General features: G+C 52.8%; 16 protein-coding genes. 2 read left to right on the forward strand and 14 right to left on the reverse strand.

All coding sequences use genetic code 11. The annotated features are described in order from the left end of the window. Positions 1 to 118: 118 nt before the first annotated feature. Genes CLFS41_RS22650 through CLFS41_RS22690 form a run of 9 tightly spaced genes read right to left on the reverse strand, consistent with a single transcriptional unit; the run spans position 119 to position 9,308 of the window. On the reverse strand, positions 119 to 1,795 hold the full coding sequence (locus tag CLFS41_RS22650; protein ID WP_045093539.1) for a DUF2142 domain-containing protein: 1,677 nt from the start codon (positions 1,793 to 1,795) through the stop codon (positions 119 to 121). After that, entirely contained in the window at positions 1,785 to 2,189 is a 405-nt protein-coding gene (locus tag CLFS41_RS22655) for a DUF2304 domain-containing protein (protein ID WP_045093540.1), read from the reverse strand. The genes CLFS41_RS22650 and CLFS41_RS22655 overlap by 11 nt, the downstream gene beginning before the upstream one ends. Before the next feature lie 21 nt (positions 2,190 to 2,210). Next, a complete protein-coding gene (locus CLFS41_RS22660; protein ID WP_143111153.1) occupies positions 2,211 to 3,188 on the reverse strand; it encodes a glycosyltransferase in 978 nt (325 codons plus the stop codon). Then, positions 3,160 to 4,482: a hypothetical protein gene (locus tag CLFS41_RS22665; protein WP_007866764.1), complete on the reverse strand. Its 1,323-nt coding sequence runs from the start codon at positions 4,480 to 4,482 to the stop codon at positions 3,160 to 3,162. The genes CLFS41_RS22660 and CLFS41_RS22665 overlap by 29 nt, the downstream gene beginning before the upstream one ends. A 6-nt stretch (positions 4,483 to 4,488) precedes the next feature. After that, complete coding sequence (locus CLFS41_RS22670; RefSeq protein ID WP_007866767.1) at positions 4,489 to 5,175, reverse strand: glycosyltransferase family 2 protein; 687 nt, start codon at positions 5,173 to 5,175, stop codon at positions 4,489 to 4,491. Between the two features lie 25 nt (positions 5,176 to 5,200). Next, on the reverse strand, positions 5,201 to 6,214 hold the full coding sequence (locus CLFS41_RS22675; protein ID WP_007866770.1) for an ATP-grasp domain-containing protein: 1,014 nt from the start codon (positions 6,212 to 6,214) through the stop codon (positions 5,201 to 5,203). Between the two features lie 22 nt (positions 6,215 to 6,236). Beyond that, positions 6,237 to 7,352 carry a DegT/DnrJ/EryC1/StrS family aminotransferase gene (locus CLFS41_RS22680; protein WP_007866773.1) on the reverse strand — a complete coding sequence of 372 codons (1,116 nt, stop codon included), beginning with the start codon at positions 7,350 to 7,352 and terminating at the stop codon, positions 6,237 to 6,239. Positions 7,353 to 7,374: 22 nt separating this feature from the next. Continuing rightward, on the reverse strand, positions 7,375 to 8,271 hold the full coding sequence (locus tag CLFS41_RS22685; protein ID WP_045093541.1) for a glycosyltransferase: 897 nt from the start codon (positions 8,269 to 8,271) through the stop codon (positions 7,375 to 7,377). Positions 8,272 to 8,285: 14 nt separating this feature from the next. After that, positions 8,286 to 9,308 (reverse strand): glycosyltransferase family 8 protein, encoded by a 1,023-nt coding sequence (locus tag CLFS41_RS22690; RefSeq protein WP_045093542.1) that lies wholly within the window; start codon positions 9,306 to 9,308, stop codon positions 8,286 to 8,288. A 161-nt stretch (positions 9,309 to 9,469) separates the two neighbouring features. Here CLFS41_RS22690 and CLFS41_RS22695 point away from each other — a divergent pair, with 161 nt between their 5' ends. Next, the gene (locus tag CLFS41_RS22695) at positions 9,470 to 11,002 is read left to right on the forward strand and encodes a L,D-transpeptidase (protein ID WP_045093543.1); all 1,533 of its coding nucleotides are present in this window, start codon (positions 9,470 to 9,472) and stop codon (positions 11,000 to 11,002) included. Positions 11,003 to 11,083: 81 nt separating this feature from the next. Here the strand turns inward: CLFS41_RS22695 and CLFS41_RS22700 are convergent, their stop codons facing one another. Genes CLFS41_RS22700 through glf form a run of 4 tightly spaced genes read right to left on the reverse strand, consistent with a single transcriptional unit; the run spans position 11,084 to position 15,896 of the window. Beyond that, a complete protein-coding gene (locus tag CLFS41_RS22700; RefSeq protein ID WP_330412715.1) occupies positions 11,084 to 12,538 on the reverse strand; it encodes a lipopolysaccharide biosynthesis protein in 1,455 nt (484 codons plus the stop codon). Between the two features lie 51 nt (positions 12,539 to 12,589). Then, positions 12,590 to 13,630, reverse strand: a complete 1,041-nt coding sequence (locus CLFS41_RS22705) for a glycosyltransferase (protein WP_045093544.1) — start codon at positions 13,628 to 13,630, stop codon at positions 12,590 to 12,592. Positions 13,631 to 13,634: 4 nt separating this feature from the next. After that, positions 13,635 to 14,774, reverse strand: a complete 1,140-nt coding sequence (locus CLFS41_RS22710; protein WP_045093545.1) for a glycosyltransferase family 2 protein — start codon at positions 14,772 to 14,774, stop codon at positions 13,635 to 13,637. A gap of 21 nt (positions 14,775 to 14,795) precedes the next feature. Further along, entirely contained in the window at positions 14,796 to 15,896 is a 1,101-nt protein-coding gene (gene glf / locus CLFS41_RS22715) for a UDP-galactopyranose mutase (protein WP_045093546.1), read from the reverse strand. Positions 15,897 to 16,145: 249 nt separating this feature from the next. Between glf and CLFS41_RS22720 the strand changes: the two genes are divergently transcribed. Next, complete coding sequence (locus CLFS41_RS22720; protein WP_045093547.1) at positions 16,146 to 18,353, forward strand: M13 family metallopeptidase; 2,208 nt, start codon at positions 16,146 to 16,148, stop codon at positions 18,351 to 18,353. A gap of 18 nt (positions 18,354 to 18,371) precedes the next feature. Here the strand turns inward: CLFS41_RS22720 and treC are convergent, their stop codons facing one another. Then, positions 18,372 to 20,069, reverse strand: a complete 1,698-nt coding sequence (gene treC / locus CLFS41_RS22725) for an alpha,alpha-phosphotrehalase (RefSeq protein WP_007866798.1) — start codon at positions 20,067 to 20,069, stop codon at positions 18,372 to 18,374. Positions 20,070 to 20,076 lie beyond the last annotated feature (7 nt).

Consider the following 20,076-nt stretch of genomic DNA (forward strand, 5'->3'; position numbering starts at 1 on the left):
TATCTGCTCCTTTTATCTCTTATCCACATCCATCTGGCAATTTTATCACTTTATCCACGGTCTGGCAATACTTTATCTACTTTATCCACGGCCGGGCAAACCGATCCACCCACTGCGGTCACGAAACCCGAAGGCATACAATAGAAAAAATCCTCAGCACCACATACAGATCCATGACTGCCATCACATAAAGCAGCGGCCTGTCGCTGCAGTCCGTCCGCACCACCCTGTTGTTTTTAAGGGTCAGCAGGAAAATGGGAAGCAGGGGCAGCAGGTATCTGCCCTGTACGCCGTTGATCACATTGGAAGTCACCGGAGTCCATGCCAAAAGCATGGAGAACATCAGGGCCCCAAGGCACAAAAAACAGAGAAACCAGATCCATGCCCTGTTCGCCATGGTCATGACCAGGCGCTCTCCCGGTTTTCTGAACGCAAGCATCAAAAGAATGGCTGTCAGCCCAAGGATCAACACATAGGGGGTGTTCAGCACCGCATCCATGTTGCCCAGGGATTCCCCCAGCATACCGGAATACAGCTTCTCCCCCTGCCACATCAGGGTATTGTAGCACATTCTAAGTACCAGCAGGGGACTGTGCACCAGCTGGGCAAATGTATATCCCGTCTCCTCAGCCCAGGCAATGTAGCCCTCCGAAGCCTCCGTATACATGGCCACCGTCCGGCTGTTTACGGCCAGCATAGCGGCCCCGAAGGCACCCAGCACAGCGGCAGCGCTCACCGTCCATTTCCCCCATCCCCCAAATTTCCTTACAGGGATCAGCAGGCAGAAACCTGCGATTACACCGTACACCATCTTACACGGTCCCATGACTGCCATGATAAGGGCCAGCAAAACCACATCTCTTACCTTTACACGCTGCGCCTCATAAGCCAGATGCAGGCAGACCGCGGCAAAATAGCCGCTGAGGGAGATGATCATCACATCATAGGAAAAAGATGCCGCCAGATGCAGGGTCATGGGAAGCAGGTACACGCCAAACGCCGCCTCTTTCCCAAAGGGCATCCGCCTTATGGTAAGGCAGCCCATGGCCGTAAAGAAAAGCAGGTTGAACAAACGGCCCATATAAAGAAGGCCAATGCCTCCCAGTCCCATCAGCCGGGCCAGGGTAATTCCCAGGGCCTGGGGCACGTATGCCAGAGGGGTTGTCCTCACCGGAGGCTGGTAGGAAACCGCCGTCTCCTCCATCTCCTCCCCCTCTTCTTCCTGGTGCGCGCCTCTTATCCCCCGGTCATGGATGGTGCGGTAGGTATCCTGGCCCAACTCCTGGCCCAGGACCACTGCCTTTTGCTGTTCTCCTCCATGTTCCCTGAATCCGGTCCCGTCCGTCTCCATCACATCATACAGGTCCTCGATGAACGCATCCTGCGCCCGCAGGAGCACCCGCCCGTCATGGGCATTGGCTGTCTTTCCCATCATATGGCTGGACAGCTGGTAAGCACTGATAAAATGGCTCACCTCATCCGGTGCTGAAAGGGGAGGCAGTACAAAGAGGAACAAAAGTCCCAGGCTGATGGCGGACGCTGCAAATATCTGTTCCAGTTTCCACTGCTTTCTTATAAAAACCACATATCCCAGCCCCCCAGCTGTCAGTGCCGCCAAAAAGCAGAGCCCTCCATACCAGCCGTAAAGCCAGGTCTCTCCTGTTTCCAGTACCCCGGCCCTCACATCCAGGAAATGCCAGGCTGCCAGGATCAGCAGAGTCAGGCCGCAGCCCACCCAAAGTCCATACCGCTTACAGGACACCGCCTGCTTGCCTGTGGTCCGCTTACCTCCCATCTTCTTCCTCCCCGGCCGTGCTGGCTTCCAAAAGCTCCTGCATCCGCAGCTCCAACTCCTCCTGCTCCTTCTGGGCAAGAGCGATCTTTTGGACCAGCTCCTTCTGTTTGCTCTCCAGCTGGGATACCTGGAGGGTCATGCTGAATACCTTTACCATAAGCAAAAATATCATAAAAAGGAACAGGAAATTGGGGGTGGAATAGATTCCCAGAAGCCTGGCGCAGGCATCAGCCACGGCCGGACACAGGGAAAACACCACCAGGATCAAGGCTACGATCACCCAGAACATGGCTGCCTCGATCTGGACCTTTGCCTGACGTATTTTCCTCAGCATAAAGGACATAGTCAATAAAGAGACTATAATCAATATGATCCTGAATATAGGTTGCATCATGGTCCTACCTGCTTTCTTTTGTTATTTCCAATATTCTTTATTCATGCTGCATTTGACTGCCAAGCTTTTGGGCAGCATGCGGTAGCATCTTCCCACCCGGTATCCCATATACTTGAATCCGCTTTTCACGATCATACCCGGTATCAGCCATGGACGGCGGATCTTCACAAGGTGTCCTGCGGTCTGCTTCACAAGACGGATTCCTTCGCTCTCCGACCGGATGCCGGCAAATACCTCAGGATGGTCTGTCTGGGATACGGCCAGATCAAAATTCCGCCGGAACTGGGCTGCGCACCCGTAGTTATGGGAATGGATCACCCTTGCCTCCGCCACATAGGCAATGGCGTAGTCGTCCTGAAGCACGGCCCTGCCCGCAAATATCATATCTTCATTAAATATGGTCTTGGTGATAAACCCGCCCTGGAACCAAAACTTTTCACGGTCGTAGGCGCAGCACGCATTGGAGGCAAAAAAGGTCTTGATCCCCATGCGCTCCAGGTCCTCCTTTGTCTTGATACAGCTCTCCTCCGGATAGTTAAAGGACCTGGTATAACGCTCTGCCATGGGGCAGTCCTTATCCGGCAGCTGGCGTGCATAGGCCATGATCACAGACTCCCCCTGGGGCCCCCGCTGTTTAAACGCATCCACAAGATGCCCGATCAGGTGCTCATCCGCAGGCACGGCGTCATCTGTCATGAATACTATGATGTCCGCCCTGCTGTAGCGGGCGCCCCGGTTCCTGGTGGCTCCATGGTCAAACTCGGTCTTTGACAAATGGTGGACCTCCATATTGGGGATCCCCTGATATCCCTTGTCATTCCAGTAGGCCTTTTCCGTATTCATCACTATGATCCTTCCCACCGGATATGTCTGAAGCCCCAGCATTTTAAGCAGCCTGGAAAACTTCTTTCCCGGCTTATAGGTGGGTATGATCACATCCACTTTAGGGCTGTATGTGTGTTCTGATATTCTAGTCCTCTCTTCCTCCATTACAAGCATACTCCTTTTTTTCCTTCTGATAAACGCCTGCCGTATACAGGCCGAATCCCAGCACTAATCCCACCATTAACAGCAGATAACATCCTGCCGCCCCATTGATCCCGAAGCCAGACACCAGGGTTCCCGATAGGGCTGCTGCCAGAACCGCAGCCAGCAGATAGACCACAAAGATCGCTCTCTGCCTGCGCATGATAACCAGCGAATAATACATAAGATTAGCCAAGGCATAAAATCCTCCCCCCAGCACAATAACCACAAATGCCCCATAATAAGGCACCAGCATGCCTGTGTACTGTCCGCCCAGAAGCATTTCCATCACGGACAGTACCCATTTTCCCAACACAGCCGTGGCGCCCACTGCCAGCACGGTCAGGCCGCCAATAACAGCGGCGATCCGTTTAAGCTCACTTTTAAAACAGTCAAACTCATGCCCGTTCCACATATCTGTCAGCTTGGTGAGGAATGGCCGTATCACAAAGTTAGCTACCATATAAATAACAGAGGTAGGCATAAAAATCAAGTTAAAGTATCCGGAAGCGGCATTGTTCATTCTTGCGTCAATGGCGTACCTGGCTGCGGAAAACACATAAAAGTCCAGAAATGTGGCCACAAACAGGAATACGGTACTGCCAAGCACCCTCAGGTTCTGCTTTTCCCTCTTATTCCAGTCCACTGTCCCGATGGCGCGGATCACGTCCAGGTTAAACAGGGCCACCCCCAGCATCTGGGCCGCCACTGCGGCCAGACAGGCCAGCAGAAGGTGCTCCAAAGAGACCAGCACGATCAGGAAGGAGGACACGGAAAGGATGGTCCTGAAAAAGTTGGATTTCCCTGTCAGGTACAGACTGCCCTGGCGCTGGAACTCCGACTCATATACATCAGCATACCCATCTATTACCTTGTATATGACAAGAAGGATGAGAATCATGCATTTCCCCGCGCTGTACTCCCCGGTTCCATGGCGGTAGGTCAGGTACACCGCCCCCATCACCAATGCCAGGATACATGTCGCATTTCGGCATTCCAGGTACTCCCCAAAGGAATACTCTCCCTTGTTGTCCGTGATCTGAAAGGGCCGGATGCCAAAATAAGCCACAATGAACATCTGCTGTCCCAGGGTGGAAAATCCAAAGGAAAAGATCCCTCCCTGGTCATCCCCCACCACGCGTATGACCAGAAAAGACAGAACCATGCTGGCAAATGCATAGACAAAGCTTCCTGCAATGTTCCAGAGCACGTTCTGCCGCCCAATGTCAGTGCCTTTATATAATAAATGTCTCGTTAAATTCTTCATTCCGGTTCAACGCTTTCTAAAATTCTGTATAAATAATATGGATAAAAGCATGCGGGTCATATAATGAACTGCGGTGAGGGGCCTGAGATAACTCTCCCCCTCCAAACGCTCGTCAATGGTAACCGGAACCTCCGCCACCTGCGCGCCCTGTTTGATCAGAAATGAAACCGTATCCGGCTCCGGCCCGTAATTCAGGTTCAGGGCAAACTCCTCGATCATCTTCCTGTCAAAGAGACGCATACCGGAAGTGGGGTCCGTGATCCTTGCCCCTGTGGTAAGCCGGATCGCCGCTGCGATCAGGCGGCTGCCCACCATGCGCATGGACCAGTCTTTTTTTGCAGTCAGGAACCTAGACCCTATGACAATATCATATCCCTGGTCCAGCTTCTCCTTCATGGAGGCAACATACTCAGGTCTGTGCTGCCCATCCCCGTCAAACTGGATCGCGTACCGGTATCCCCTCTGGTAGGCGTATTTCATTCCGGCCTGAAAGCAGCCTGCAAGTCCCAGGTTCACGGGCAGATCCAGAAGGTTGTACCCGTTTTTCCTGCAGATTTCAGCCGTGTGGTCCCTGGACCCATCGTTCACCACCACGTAATCCAGTTCCGGAAAATCCTGCTCCAGATGATTTACCACTTTTTCAATATTTTTTTCCTCATTGTAGGCCGGTATCACCAGCAGTACCTTTTCCATATAGATTCCTCTGTCAGATTTATTCTTACCAGACCAGCATGCATATGTCTTTCTGTGCCTTCACTCCGGTCCTGGCCGTGAGAAGCCCTGGCGGCAGTTCCCTGCCCATGGCCCAAAGCACCAGCGCCAGGGGCAGGTTCACCCCGGCCGCATGGCTGAAGGGATAACCGCCTCCAAAGCGTGCATTCATCTCCAGCACGTAATACCTTCCATCTTCCTCCAGCACATCCACATCCAGGTTTCCTCTGTGCCTTATAAGGGTGCCCAGACGTTCTCCCAGCGCGGAAAGTTCCCTATCTTCCACAGTCTCCGCCGCATCCGTCTCACCGGACCGCATGGCCGTCTTCTTCTTAACAATGGTGGTGCAATATCTGCCTTCCAGGTCGTTGATCACATCCAGGCCGTATTCCAGTCCCTTTATCTTCTGCTGGAACAGGACACAGCGTTCCTGATCCGCCATGGCTTCGTACTTCAGATAGGATTCCTGTATGCCCCGGCGGCATTTGCCTGCAAATACCTCCATCTCCTCCCGGCAGTCTGCCTGATACACGGAAATGGATCCCATGCCCCAGCGCGGTTTCACCATAAGAGGCCAGGACATGCGTCCATCCTCAATAGCGCCCAGGGCCAGTTCCCCGTCCAGCCAGGCCGCAGGCACCCGGATCCCCGCCTCTGCCAGCGCCCTGTGGGTCCTCCACTTGTCATTACAGATACCTACCGCCTCAGGGTCCGCCGTAACCACCACGGTACCCGCTGACGCGAACGCTTCCCTGTGGGCCGCCAGCACCGGCACATCAATGTCAAACAGAGGGATCAGCATGCCTATTTCCTCTCTTTTACAGTATTCCAGCAAAAAGGGAATATATCCCTGGTCATAGATGATGGGCGTTACCACGGATCTGTCCGCACATGCAAATGCCGGACATTGGCAGCTGTTGGCCGCATGGACCAGACCGCCGCAGCCCCCCAGTCTCAGGGCTTCCTTAAAATATTGGACCAGGTAACTTCTCCTGCCCGCGCTTGTAAGCAAAATGTTCATCTTTCCCTCCGATCCCATCCACCTAAATATCCTTCATGATCCTGCATATCCTGTCCACCTGCTCCAAGGAAAGGCCGGCATACAGCGGCAGGGTCAGCACCCGGTCCGCCATATAAGCTGCAACCGGCGTATCCTCCGGCGAAAACCGGTCCGAATAACACTGGAACCCGTTGGTCAGGGGATAGAAATACTTTCTGGGGAAAATATTGTGCTCAGCCAGACGGTCATACACTTCATTCCTGTCCGCCTTAAACCCGTCAAACACAACCGGAAAATAGGCATAGTTGGGCGTCAGTCCTTCCTTATATGCAGGGAGCTTAAGCCCTGGAACGCCTCCAAGGTTCTCATGGTAGCGCTCCGTCACCATTTTGCGCTTTTCGATCTCGTCATCCAAATGACGCAGATTGCACAGACCCATGGCTGCCTGGAATTCGTTCATCTTGGCATTGCCGCCCACCCAGACCACATGGTCCTGGTCCACAATCCCGTAATTCTTCAGGCAGTTCAGCCTGTGGTCCATCCATTCCTCCGCAAAGGACACCGCGCCTCCCTCAATGGTGTTGAACACCTTGGTGGCATGGAAGCTGAATATACTGGCATCCCCAAACTCAGCCACGCTCTTTCCCTTATACCGCTCCCCAAAGGTATGGGCGGCATCGTAGATCACCTTCAGCCCATGCTTTTTGGCAATGGCGTCTATGCGCTCCACATCACAGATATTCCCGTACACATGGACCGGGATAATGGCCGAGGTCTTGTCCGTGATCAGGGACTCTATCTGCTCCACATCCATGGTATAGTCCAGGGGATTGATATCGCAGAATACCGGTGTAAGCCCATTGCGCACAATGGCATGGGTGGTGGAAGCAAATGTAAACGGCGTGGTGATCACCTCACCGGTGAGATTCAGGGCCTGGATAGCCATCTCCAGCGCCATATGCCCATTGACAAACAGCACCAGGTTGCTGATTCCCATGTAATCCTTCAGTTCCTGTTCCAGGCGCTTGTGGAAATCGCCCATATTGGTCAGCCAGGCGCTGTCCCATATGGGTTTTATCATTTCAATATATTCTTCATAGGAAGGCATGGAAGATCTTGTTACCAGGATCTTCTCGCCGTTCTCTCTCTGTTGGCTCATGTAACATTTCCTTTCTGCCCCTTTACCACCGCATCCTGCACACAACTGTGAGGAACCACACCTCCGCCAGCACCAGGCCCAGAAGCACGCGGGCCGCCGCCATCTGGGCCGGTGTTCCGTGAAGATATTCCCTGTAATAGTAACGTTTGCTCTCATGGAGCAGCTTCTGCTTATCCACGATCCGCTTCACGCTTTTATCTATGGTGGCGGAATGGGCATGTACGTAGGATGCATCCGTCACCAGAAGGGTCTTTAGGCCCATCTCCTTAAACTTCTGCCCCAGTACCTTTTCTTCATAGTACAGGAACATATGCCTGTCAAATAATTCCTTGATCTCCTGAGGTGTAAGCAGTCCCAGCTTCAGCATAAAAAAAGACCCGGGTACGGCATCCACCAGACGGCAGCCCTCATCTCCACCCTCCTTTAACCGGTAAGCCGGGGTGTTAAGCATGGGCTTAAACAGGCGTCTTGTAATAAGGCCCGTATCCAGCAGATCCTTCCACATGGGCAGCAGTGTCCAGTAAGAAAACAGATCCCCGCCCTCCGGGCTTGTCACCCGGGCCGAGGCCATCACAGCCTCAGGCATCCCATCCAGGGCGAGCTTTACCCGCTCAATACAGCAGGCCCTGACGTGGATGTCAGGATTGGCAATTATAACATACCCGGCCTCCAGGTAGGTGACCGCATAATCTATCCCCGCCTGGTTCCCGCTTCCGTAACCGCCATTCTCCTCTGTACGCAGCACATGGACCTTGTCCAGGTCACGGAGCGCCTTAAGCTGCTTCCAGGACCCATCGGTGGAGCAGTTGTCCACCACCACAATACTGTCCAGACAGTCGTATTCCCTTATCTCATCCACCAGACTCATGGTTGTGGAAGCATCATTATAGTTTAATATAATACAGCAAACTTTGTCCATATCCATCCCTGTTCTTAAGATTTTACATAGTAAGATTTTACATGTTTTCTGCGGCTGTCCACCAATTTCATGCCCAGGCAGCGGCTGATCCACAGCCGGAAGGGCGGGCAGATCCAGGTCAGGCGGTTAAATACCCACCACATGTGCATGTACCGCTCCTTTCCCCTCTGCTTTGGGGTATCTTTCCAGGGTGTCTTGGCCAGGTAATATTCATACAGCTTCCTAAAATGGTTGTGGTTGCCCGCGATCCATGGCCTTTCATCCCCCAGATAATGGATGACTGCCGGGGCTTTCCCGGCTTCCCTGTATGCTTCCTCCCCCACTTCCCTGTATGCGCCGCACAGGGAACACAGGGTGGCGTACCTGAAGTACCTGTAATTGGTAAAATAATTGTATTTCACAGGAAGGGTTTTTATTCTTCCTTTCAGCGCGCCGTTGATGGTATCCTGGTCGCAGGCAAAAAGCCTGCCCTGACAGCTTTTGTAGAAATCCAGCAGCCGCCCCAGCACACCCTCCCTGCGCCAGCCTCCAAGGTCCATAAGCAGAACACCTGAGTTGTAATAGGGGTCGTCCTTTTGAAGGCCGATGGACGCCTTCATCTCCTCATAGACCGTGGGTTCCATCACCATGCCCACCAGGCAGTCTCCCAGATCCGTCTCATACAGGGGGCGTATACTCTGGCACACAATGGTATCACAGTCCAGGTACAGGGCCCTTGTTACGGTTTCCGGCAGGACCTGGGGAGCGAACAGCCTTGCCATGGCGCTGATGTCAAATCCCCTGGTGTCAATGTCAAAATCAAACCTGCTTTTAAGATCACCCAGTTCCACCACGTACAGACCCCTGTGAAATCTGTCCGCGATCCCGGAAAGCCGTTCCCGGTATTCCCTGCACATTCCAACGGACAGCACATAGATGTCCATATTCCTTATATTGCGGTTATGATCCATCAGGGAATACAGGGATGCTGCCAGATGTCCGGCGTATCCGTCATTGGATGCATATATGATATTTGCTGTATCTTGGTTCCAATCCATATTATGCCACCTGTTTCTTACATTCTTTGGTCTTTCTAAGGTCATTTTGTTTACAATTTTACAATACCGCCGTTAAAAAGTAAATCACATCTGGAATTTTTACCGTAAATATGATAAATTAGGACATGTATGGTATATATAAAACTTAGGAGGATTTTCCAATGCATAAGTACATGAAACGTACTGCTGCCGCTCTCCTGGCCGGAATCTTTATTCTCGGACAGGCATGTACGGCATTTGCAGCACAGGACGATTCCAATTACGGGCCTGCCTTTGGCACCACGAAACCTGCACAGGTTTCACCTGGCAGCGAACAGGCCCCTGGAGATAATCAAACACAGGCAGCGCCCCAGGAGACGCAGTCTCAGGAGACACAGCCCCAGCAGACCCAGGGCACTCCCACAGAGACCCTTCCGGGAAATGACGCGGCGGCCAATGCACAGGCCGATGCCAATGCAGCGGATGCCCAGGCGGCGGCCGAACAGGCAGCGGCGGCTGAGGAAGCAGCCATGCAGGCGGCCATCATTGCCAACACGCCTTATCTCCAAATTCAGGTCCTTCGTCCTGACACTACCTGGAGTGAGCCGGTGATCGGCGACACCCCGGTGGCATCAGAGGGCGGCTTCCGCTCCCTGTGCATTTACTTAAACAACATTGTGGGCAATGTCCTGTACAGGACCTACACCAGCGCCCATGGCTGGAGTGAATGGGCCATGAACGGCGACCACACCACGGTGTGGGAGGACGGATCCCTGGTGGAGGCGATCCAGATCCGTTTTACCGGATTTGTGGGCAACACCTTTGATGTGTATTACAGCTCTACCCTCAATGACGGGACCGAACTCAACTGGGCCCGCAACGGCCAGACTGCCGGAACCATGGGCACGGGCAAGGTGATGCAGAGCTTCCGCGTGTCCCTGTGGGGAAAGAATGTGGACGGCGCCACCTACAACACCACCAAGCCGGTGGAAGCAGCTGCTCCGGACGGCATCCAGACCATTGACGGTGCTGTTGTTTACAGCAGCGGCACAGGCGTTCCCTTTACAGGATGGGGATGGAATGACAGGGACAGGTATTATTTTGTCAACAATGTTCCTGTAACAGGATGGCAGTATATTGACGGATACAAGTATTACTTTGACGAGACAGGAAAGGTGGTAACGGATCTGGAGCCGATCCTCGGCGCAACCGGTCCCTTCCTGATCCGGATCAACAAGCAGATGAACACCACCACCGTGTATGTGCAGGACGGCGGAAACGGCTTTATCATTCCCCTTAAGACATTCCTGTGCTCCACCGGTGAGGATACTCCTCTGGGCACGTTCAAGACGCCTGAGAAGTACCGCTGGAGGCTGATGAACAGCGGCGTGTACACCCAGTACGCAACCCGCCTTGGCTCCGGCTTAAGCTTCCTGCTCCACTCCATTATTTACGATTCACCCAATGTGAACACACTGAAGCCCGAGACTTATAACTTCCTGGGCGTGGTACGTTCCGCCGGCTGCATCCGCTATACATCCGGTGATTCCAAGTGGATCTTCGACCACTGCTCTCTGGGCACCACGGTTGAGGTATACAATTCCTCCATCCCCGGCCCATACGACAGGCCTGCCATTGAGCAGCCGATCTCTGCCGACCAGCACTGGGATCCTACGGACCCGGTTGCCGTAGCTGCTTTAAACGCAGGTCAGTAGGTTCATAACAGATACGGGATATGATTATAACAGATTACAGGGCTGTGCCCGGATTTTCACGATCCGGGTCCAGCCCTGTTTTTATGCCTGTGATGATCCCCTTCTTTTGATCATTCCCAGCAGATACATAAAACTTTCCATTTTTAATATCCAGGCCGCGCCCCCGTAGAACAGGGCCCCTGCCACGATCTGCATAACCAGTTTCCCCCATGGGCCGCCGGGCAGTGCAAACTGCAGGAAATATACAAAGATGCACATTACAGCGGAGAGAGCCATGGAAGGCATGATATCCATCCACTGGCTGGATATGCTGTACCCAAGCAGCTTCTTGTTGGGCCATGCATTGATAAAGGTACACAGAAAATCGATCCCCGCCTTGATGGACACCAGGATCACCGGGCTGTACATGGCCCCGATCACAAGTCCCATGATACCGATGGATTTCTTGATGACCTCCAGTTTCAGGAAAATATCGCTGCGCCCCACCGCATTGATGGCCTGAAGGTTGGTGATGTGGATGGGCCAAAAGGAGTATGCGATACACATGATCCGCAGATACGGCACGCAGATCATCCATTTTTTCCCCAACAGGGCCAGCACCATGGTGTCCGCCACCGCAAACAGCCCCAACAGCATTGGCAGGACCAAAAAGGAACTGGTCCTGATCGCCCTGCGCACCATGCTCCTGACCTGGGCAATGTCCCCCTGTCTGGAGGAAAATGCCGGCAGCAGCACTGCCTGGATGGCCGCCCCCAGGTTATTGACAATCAGTTTTGGGAACTGGTCGCCTCTGTTGTAAGCGCCCAGAAGTTCCTCATTGTAGATTTTCCCCATGATCAGGCCGTACAGATTGTTAAACAGCGTATCCAGCAGAGCTGCTAAAAGGAGCTTCCAGCCAAAGGCAAACATGGCCCGAACCCGCCCTATGGCAAACATAAAGCCCGGCTTCCAGCTGACCGTAACAAACAAGGCGGTCATGAGGGCCAGGTAATAAGAGATCTGCTGTCCCACCATGGCCCATACACCGAGTCCCCTGAACGCCATGGTTATGCTCACAGCCCCGGATACCAGGACCGCTGCCATGGTCGCCTTAAACAGGCCCTTAAACTCCATTTTCCTGGAAACATAGGCTGTCTGCACTGAGATGACGGCCCCCGGAAACAGCACCACTGAGAGCACCCTTACAATGGGTACCAGCACATCACTGCGGTAAAATCCTGCAATGGAGGGGGCTGCCATGTACAGCACAACGTACATAGCCGCCGCAATGGCAAGGCTGAAATAAAAAACCGATGAAAAATCCACGTCATCGGAATGGCGCTTCTGCACCAGGGCCGTGCTGAAACCATTTTGCACCACCACATTGGCAATGGTGATAAATATCATGATTATACTTACAAGCCCATATTCCGCCGGGCTCAACAGCCGGGCCAGGATAATGGCGATCACAAACTGAATGCCCTGGGCCCCGCCATTCTCCAATATTTTCCAGAACAATCCGTGCATGACCTTGTTCTTAATCTCCGTATCTGCCAAAGCACAACTTCCTTTCCTTAAGATCCGTACAAAAAAGTGCCTGCCAGAGCATCAGTTGCTCCCCCTGACCATTCTCTGGAGCAGACGGTACAGACCGGGGGCCAGTATCTCAAACCGTATAAAAAACCTGGTCCTGAAACTGAGTTCCCTGTAATACCTTCTGTATTCCTTACTCATGACCTGATCATAATGCTTTGTATTGACCTGGGTAAGAAAATAGATCCGCGTTGCAGCGCTCACTGCCTGCTCATGGAACCTGCCTCCCGTGGCCCGGTCAAAGGCCTGATACATTTCCCTCATCTGGTCACTGTATCGCTTCTGTTTCCCTTCATAATCCCCCTGTTTCATCAGGTTGGTCCAGGAGCTGGCCACGCCCACCCGGTACACGCACATGGGCTCATCCATATAAAAGGCATCCCCCACCGATGCCATCATCAGCTGCATGGGAATGTCCCCCACCGGACAATCCAGATAATAATCAGGCAGTTTCTTGACGATCCAGGCCGGAAACACCAGGGAGGCCGTGGGATAACCTGAGGTCTTATCCACGATCTCCTCCGGCTCCACCCTCCGGCTCTCCCCATAGGGGCGCATCAAACCTTCTGTCTTAGAACCGTCCACGCTGATGATCTTTGCGCTGTGAAAACAAAGGGAACAATGGGGATGCTCCTTCAGGTAATCCACCTGCTTCTGAAGCTTATGGGGATCCGTCCAGTAATCATCGCCCTCACACATGGCAATGTATGTTCCCCGGGCTCTTGGGAAATTAAATATACTGATATTGGATATTCCCTTTGAATACTGGTTTTCCTCTCTCAGGATAGGCTTTATGATATGGGGATATCGCTCCGTGTACTCCCGGATGATATCCGCCGTGCCGTCAGTGGACGCATCATCATGAATCAGGATCTCGTAGGTAAAGTCCACCTCCTGCATGAGAAACCCGTCCAGGGCGCTCCTTATATACGAAGCATGGTTAAATGTGATACAGCAAATACTCACAGCGGGGCTGTCCCACTGCTCCCCGCCCTGCAGCGGATCCGCCTGATCCGCCGGTCCTCTGTGCACATTTTCCTTTATCCGCTCGTCCATTTTCTCAGTCTCCAATCAACAGCATCTGTCCCAGGGTACGCAGGACAGTATTTTTCGTAAAACCATACCTGAGTATGAGGAACATCTTGCCCGGCCTGCTCCTGCCCGGCAGGCCCGCAAACGCGGCCAGGATCTTCCTCTGCCCCGGGCTCAGCTCTTCCCCAAACAGCTCCAGCAGGCTCTCGGCCTGGCCGAACATCCGCCTGTAATTCTCCCTGGCCGCGCTCCCGTCCTTCAGGCGATTTTCCATTCCCGCCAGGTTATCACCCTTTTCCGCCCCCAGGGTGTTTGTCCCATGCTGGCGGTAAAGGTAAAGAGGCCGGTCCACACATCCCACGCATCCAAAACAGCTGGCAAGCAGCGCCAGCCAGGCATCATGCATCAGGCAGATTCTGGGGGTATGCTCCAGGTAGGGAAGCAGATAACGGTTGATCATGACCGCTCCGCCTGTCACATTGTTCTGGACCAGCAGCTGGGAAAGCCGGGTGCGCTCCGGGGATATTTTCTGATACCTGAAAAAGCTGGGGGCGATTTCCCTCAGATCCTCATCCACCACTTTCAGGTCGGAGTGGACCAGGACCGGAGGCGTGGGACCGGGTTCTTTGGCATTTGTTCCAGCATTTGTTCCAGCATTTGTTCCGGGCTCGGCCCCGGCATTTGTTCCACTACCCGGCTCGGCCCCTGCCGCATTCCCATTTCTTTCCATCTGTTTCATCTTCCCAAGAAGGATCTCCGCCTTTTCAGGCAGCCACACATCATCTTGGTCGCTGAGCATAAAATACCCTGCGCCGGCAGCCTCCCTTAACCGGAGACAAGTCTCCTCCCCCAGGTCATAGATCCCGTTCCACGCCTCCATGCCCCGGCCTGAGGCCAGGTCCGCCATCAGCTTCAGCATGGCAAGAAAATGGGCCGCCGCACCGCCCGATCTAATTTTCCGGTGAAGGACGATCACCTGGTCTCCATGCTCCGCCCCATACCGGTCCAGAAGTTTGTCTGTGCCGTCTGAGGAACAGTCATCAGATACCACAAGAAGGATTCCTCCCTGGCTCTGGGCCAGGATGGAATCCATCTGCTCTTTAATATATTCCCTGCCATTGTATGCGGCTGCCAAAACTGTTATAAGATGGTCTGTGCCCTGGCTCATACCTGTATCACCCAAAAATCATCACCCCAATATTTCCTCTGCCCGCCTCATGGCTGACTCAATTACCTTGTCCATGTCATAATACTTATATTCTCCCAGACGGCCGCCAAACCATACATGTTCCTCCGCCTTTGCCAGCTGCTCATAGCGGCAGAACAGTTCCTGGTTTTTCTGGTCATTGACCGGATAATAGGGCTCCATCCCCTCCTGCCAGCTCACCGGATATTCCCTGGTTATAACAGTCTTTGGCTGGCTTCCGAACTCAAAGTGCTTGTGCTCGATCACCCTGGTATACGGTGTCTCCCTGTCTGTATAGTTGACAACAGCCACGCCCTGGTGGTTCTCCTCCTCCAGGACCTGGGATTCAAATCTCAGGCTGCGGTATTCCAGTTTCCCGAACCGGTAACCATAAAACGCGTCAATGGTTCCCGTATAGACTACGGTTTCGCCCAGACTGTCGTAATGCTCCCTGTTCTCCAGGTAATCCACTCCCGTCTCTATGTCACAGCCCTCGAACAGCTTTTCCATGATCACGTTATATCCGCCTATGGGGATTCCCTGGTACAGGTCATTAAAATAATTGTTGTCATAGGTATACCGCACAGGAATGCGCTTGATGATAAAGGCCGGAAGCTCCCTGCAGTCCCTGCCCCACTGTTTTTCCGTATACCCCTTGATCAGTTTTTCGTACAGTTCCCGTCCAACCAGGCTGATCGCCTGCTCCTCCAGGTTCCTGGGCTCTTCTTTTATCTCAGCCCTCTGCTTCTCAATGACGGCCTTTGCCTCATCCGGCGTGGAAATGCCCCACATCTTGCTGAATGTATTCATATTAAAGGGCATGTTATACATCTCCCCCTTAAAATTAGCCACCGGGCTGTTGGTATAGCGGTTAAACTCCGCAAGGCTGTTCACAAACTCCCACACCTTTTTATTGCTGGTATGGAATATATGGGCGCCATACTTATGAACATGGATTCCCTCCACATCCTCACAATATATATTTCCCCCAATATGGTCCCGTTTCTCCAGAACCAGGCATGTCTTTTTGTTCTTTCTTGCATACCAGGCAAATACTCCTGCGTATAGCCCGCTGCCAACCAACACATAATCATAATGTTTCATTCCGGATCTCTCCTCCTCGTTATGAGCACTTAGAGACCGTATTTTGGTCTCCTACGTGCGATACATGTCACTGGCACTTAGTGAGGTTTCCCACGAACTTAGTGCAGTGGCTCGTTATGAGCACTTGGAGACCGTATTTTGGTCTCCTACGTGCGATACATCTAAGCGTTTATTTGCTTTCACAATTGTACTATGTTTTTACGGAAATGTAAATGAGGTTTGGGATTCGTACAGAAAGGAGACATTTTAATGAAAAAAAGAAATCATTCCTCTGTCTGGACCGCGGTCGCGGTCGCCATGGCCCTGGCTGTCATCAGCTATTACCCTGAAAACCACGGGGGATCCGGTCCTTCCCATGGGGAAAAAGCCCCGGACTCTTCCCCTGACTTCCCTGCACATGACGCTTCCACCCCGGACTCCTCCACCCCGGACTCCTCCGCCCCGGACTCCATCCGCGCCTCAGAAGCAGCCGCACCGCCCAGGGCCAGTACGGTCCCGTCTTACGCTGATGATTTTTACAGCGCGGTAAACCGCCGGACTCTGGAGGAGTGGACGATTCCGGCAGACCAGCCTGAGATGAGCTGGTTCCGGGTATCCCGGGAGGACAGTTATGAAAAGGTCAACAAAATCATCCAACAGGTTTCCTCCCTGGAATCCCCCCTGGAGAATACCCGGGAGAACGCCCGGGAAGGCGCCTTGGGGAATAGTCAGGAACGTCCCCGGGAAAGCAGGGATATGTATAATATCCGTGCCCTGAACCTGACCGGACTGGATAAGGAAGCCAGGGACAAGGGAGGTTACGGCCAGGCGGCCGGGGCATTTCTTAAGGAGGTGGACGGAGCCGGAACACTGGACCAGCTGTTAAGATCCTGCCTCCAGTTCCACAAGGATTACGGATATTACAGCCTGATAGGAATTGAGTATGAAGGGGACAGCCAGGACTCCTCGGTCAAAGCAGCCTACGTGTGCCCGCCGGACAAGGGGCTTACAAGGGAAATATGGTTTTCAGAGGATGACTCCAACAAGAAACGTGTGGAGGAATATATAAAATATCTCACCACACTCCAGGAAATAAACGGAGCAAGTCATCAGGAGGCAGTGGAAACCGTGGCGCAGGTGACTGCAATGATGAAGGATCTGGCATCCTCGTCCCTGACTATACAGGAGGCCTATGATTCGTCTAAGACCTACAATGTGTATACAGCAAAGGATGCGGCTGCTATTTATTCCGGCGCACTTCCCTTTTCCCTCCTGGAAGATGTCTACGGCGTTCAGCAGACTGAAAAAACCATCATACCGGAGCCCGACCTGTGCCGTAAGTTGGGCCAATACCTTTCAGAGGAACATCTTCCTCTCTTGAAACGTTATGTAAAGACATGCCTGTATTCGGACCTGTCCCGGATCGCAGGCACAAAGTCCCTGGATGCGGCCCAGGTATATGAGACATCCGCCAACGGCATTGAACAGAAAAAATCATTTGACAGGACCGTATCCGAATCCGTCCAGCAGTTTTTGGGATATCAGTGCGGCAGGATATACTGCCAAAACTATTTTGACGAGAGTGCCAAACAGGATGTGACCGCTATGATCCAAAAAATCATAAGGGTATATGACCAGCGGCTTGCATCAATGGACTGGATGAGCGGGTCCACACGGCAGGAAGCCCGGAAAAAGCTGGCTAACCTGACCATAAAGGTGGGCTATCCGGATCAATGGCCCCAGGACAGATATGAACTGGAATTAACTCCCCCCGATCAGGGCGGGCTCTATATAGATAATATCCTGTCCCTAAAAAAAGCGGAACAGGATTTCAGGTTTGAGACCAGACACGATCCCGTGGACAGAGGCGAATGGGGGATGACTCCCCAGACCGTCAATGCCTATTATAACCCCGGGAACAATGAAATCGTATTCCCGGCAGCCATCCTGCAGGCCCCCTTCTACTCTGCCAATGGGAATCCGGTGGCCAATCTCGGCGGCATCGGAACCGTGATCGGGCACGAGATCACCCATGCCTTTGACACTACCGGCTCCCAGTATGATGAAAAGGGAAACCTGCGGGACTGGTGGACTGATGAGGACCGACAGCATTTTAAGGAGCTGGGCCAAAAAGTCATAGATTACTACAGCTTGATGGAGGTCAATGGGATACCGGTCAACGGCAGTCTCAGCGCCACGGAAAACATTGCTGATCTCGGGGCTGTCTCCTGCCTGACGGAGATTGCCAAAAAGGAAGGCTATGACCTGAAAGAGCTATACAAAGCCTACGCCTCTGTGTGGGCCAGCAAATACAGGGATGAATACCTGTCCTATATCATGTCCAATGATGTCCATGCCCCCGGGATCATACGTGTCAATGGGGTTCTGTCCGCAACCGATGGCTTCTATACTGCCTTTGACATAAAAGAGGGGGACGGCATGTATCGGAAGCCGGAAGACCGGCCTAAAATATGGTAGGGACAGACGGATTTACCGTTACCCGCACGAACTGTCTCCTCCTGTCCTGTTCCGTATATACACCCGGCTTTCATAGGGACGCAGACTCCTTAACCAGGATTTCCCCACACCATCATCTCCTAACCCGGCTCCATCCTCATCCTCATAATTTCCAATGAGCAGCTTCCACCCCCACAGGCCAAAGGGCTCAGGAAGCGCAGCAGCCGTACTCCCCATATTATTCCAGACCATCAGCTCATTTTCCTCATCACTTCGCCTGTATGCCAGGATCCGGGGATGGCTGCGATGAAGGAACTCAATGTCCCCTTCCTGGATCACACCATATTCTTTTCTCAGGGATATGAGGCGCTTATAATAATGGAAAATGGAATCAGGATCCTTTTTTTCATCCTCCACATTGATATAAGTATGGTTCTCAGGTATCCCGATCCATGGCCGGGCATCGGAAAAACCGGCATACCGGCTGCCGTCCCACTGCATGGGGGTGCGGCTGTTATCCCTGGAGCGGTTCTGGATGACGTAAAGCGCCTCCTTGGCAGTGCAGCCCTGTTCCTGGAGGATCTGATAATAGTTGGTGCTTTCCACATCCCTGTACTGGGAAATGCTTTCAAAGCAGGGATTGGTCATTCCCAGCTCCTCCCCCTGGTACACATAGGGCGTTCCGCGGAACATATGGATCACGGTTGCCAGCATTTTGCCGGATTCCTTCCAGTAACGCCTGTCATCCCCAAAGCGGGAGATGGCCCTGGGCTGGTCATGATTGCACCAGAATACCGCATTCCACCCGCCTCCTTTTGCCATATCCTCCTGCCATACCATAAACAGACGCTTCAGTTCCGCCATATCAGGCTCCATCAACTTCCATTTATCACCACCTCTGTAATCCACTTTCAGGTGATGGAAATTAAAACACATGGAAAGCTCTCTGTTTTCCGGGCAGCTGTAACGGATGCAGTTGTCCAGAGAAGTGGAGGACATTTCCCCCACCGTGACCATAGCATCAATCCCCGTGTTTCTTGTAAGTTCCTGAAGGTATTCATGGACATGGGGACCATCGGTATAAAAGCGGCGTCCATCTCCCTCATAGTCATCCTCCAGCAGTGGAGGCTTGGATATCAGGTTCACTACATCAAACCGGAATCCCCTGACTCCCTTTTCCTTCCAGAAAAGGACCACCTTCTCAAGCTCCCTGCGCACCTTTGGATTATCCCAGTTCAGGTCGGCCTGTGTTACATCAAAGAGGTGGAGGTACCATTTCTTCAGATGGGGCACATATTCCCATGCACTGCCTCCAAATTTGGACTGCCAGTTGGTGGGAGGGTTCTCCGGCTCCCCGTCCCGGAATATATAATAGTCCATATAAGCCGGGTCCCCCTCCAGGGCCTTCTTAAACCAGGCATGTTCCGTGGATGTATGGTTAAATACCATATCAAACATACAGCCGATCTCCCGCTTTCCGGCCTGGGCGATCAGTTCCTCCACATCCTCCATGGTGCCGAACATAGGATCCACGGACAGATAGTCCGCCACATCATATCCATTGTCATTCTGGGGGGATTTGAAAAAGGGTGTAAGCCATATATAATCAATTCCCAGCTCCCTGAGATAATCCAGACGCCGGATCACTCCCCTTATATCACCCTGCCCGCTTCCGCTGGAATCCTGAAATGATCTTGTATATATCTGATAGATGGTACTGCTCTTAAAATCCCGCATTATGATC

Source organism: Clostridium sp. FS41 (genome assembly GCF_000954015.1).
In the GTDB taxonomy this organism is placed as follows: Bacteria; Bacillota; Clostridia; order Lachnospirales; family Lachnospiraceae; genus Enterocloster; species Enterocloster citroniae.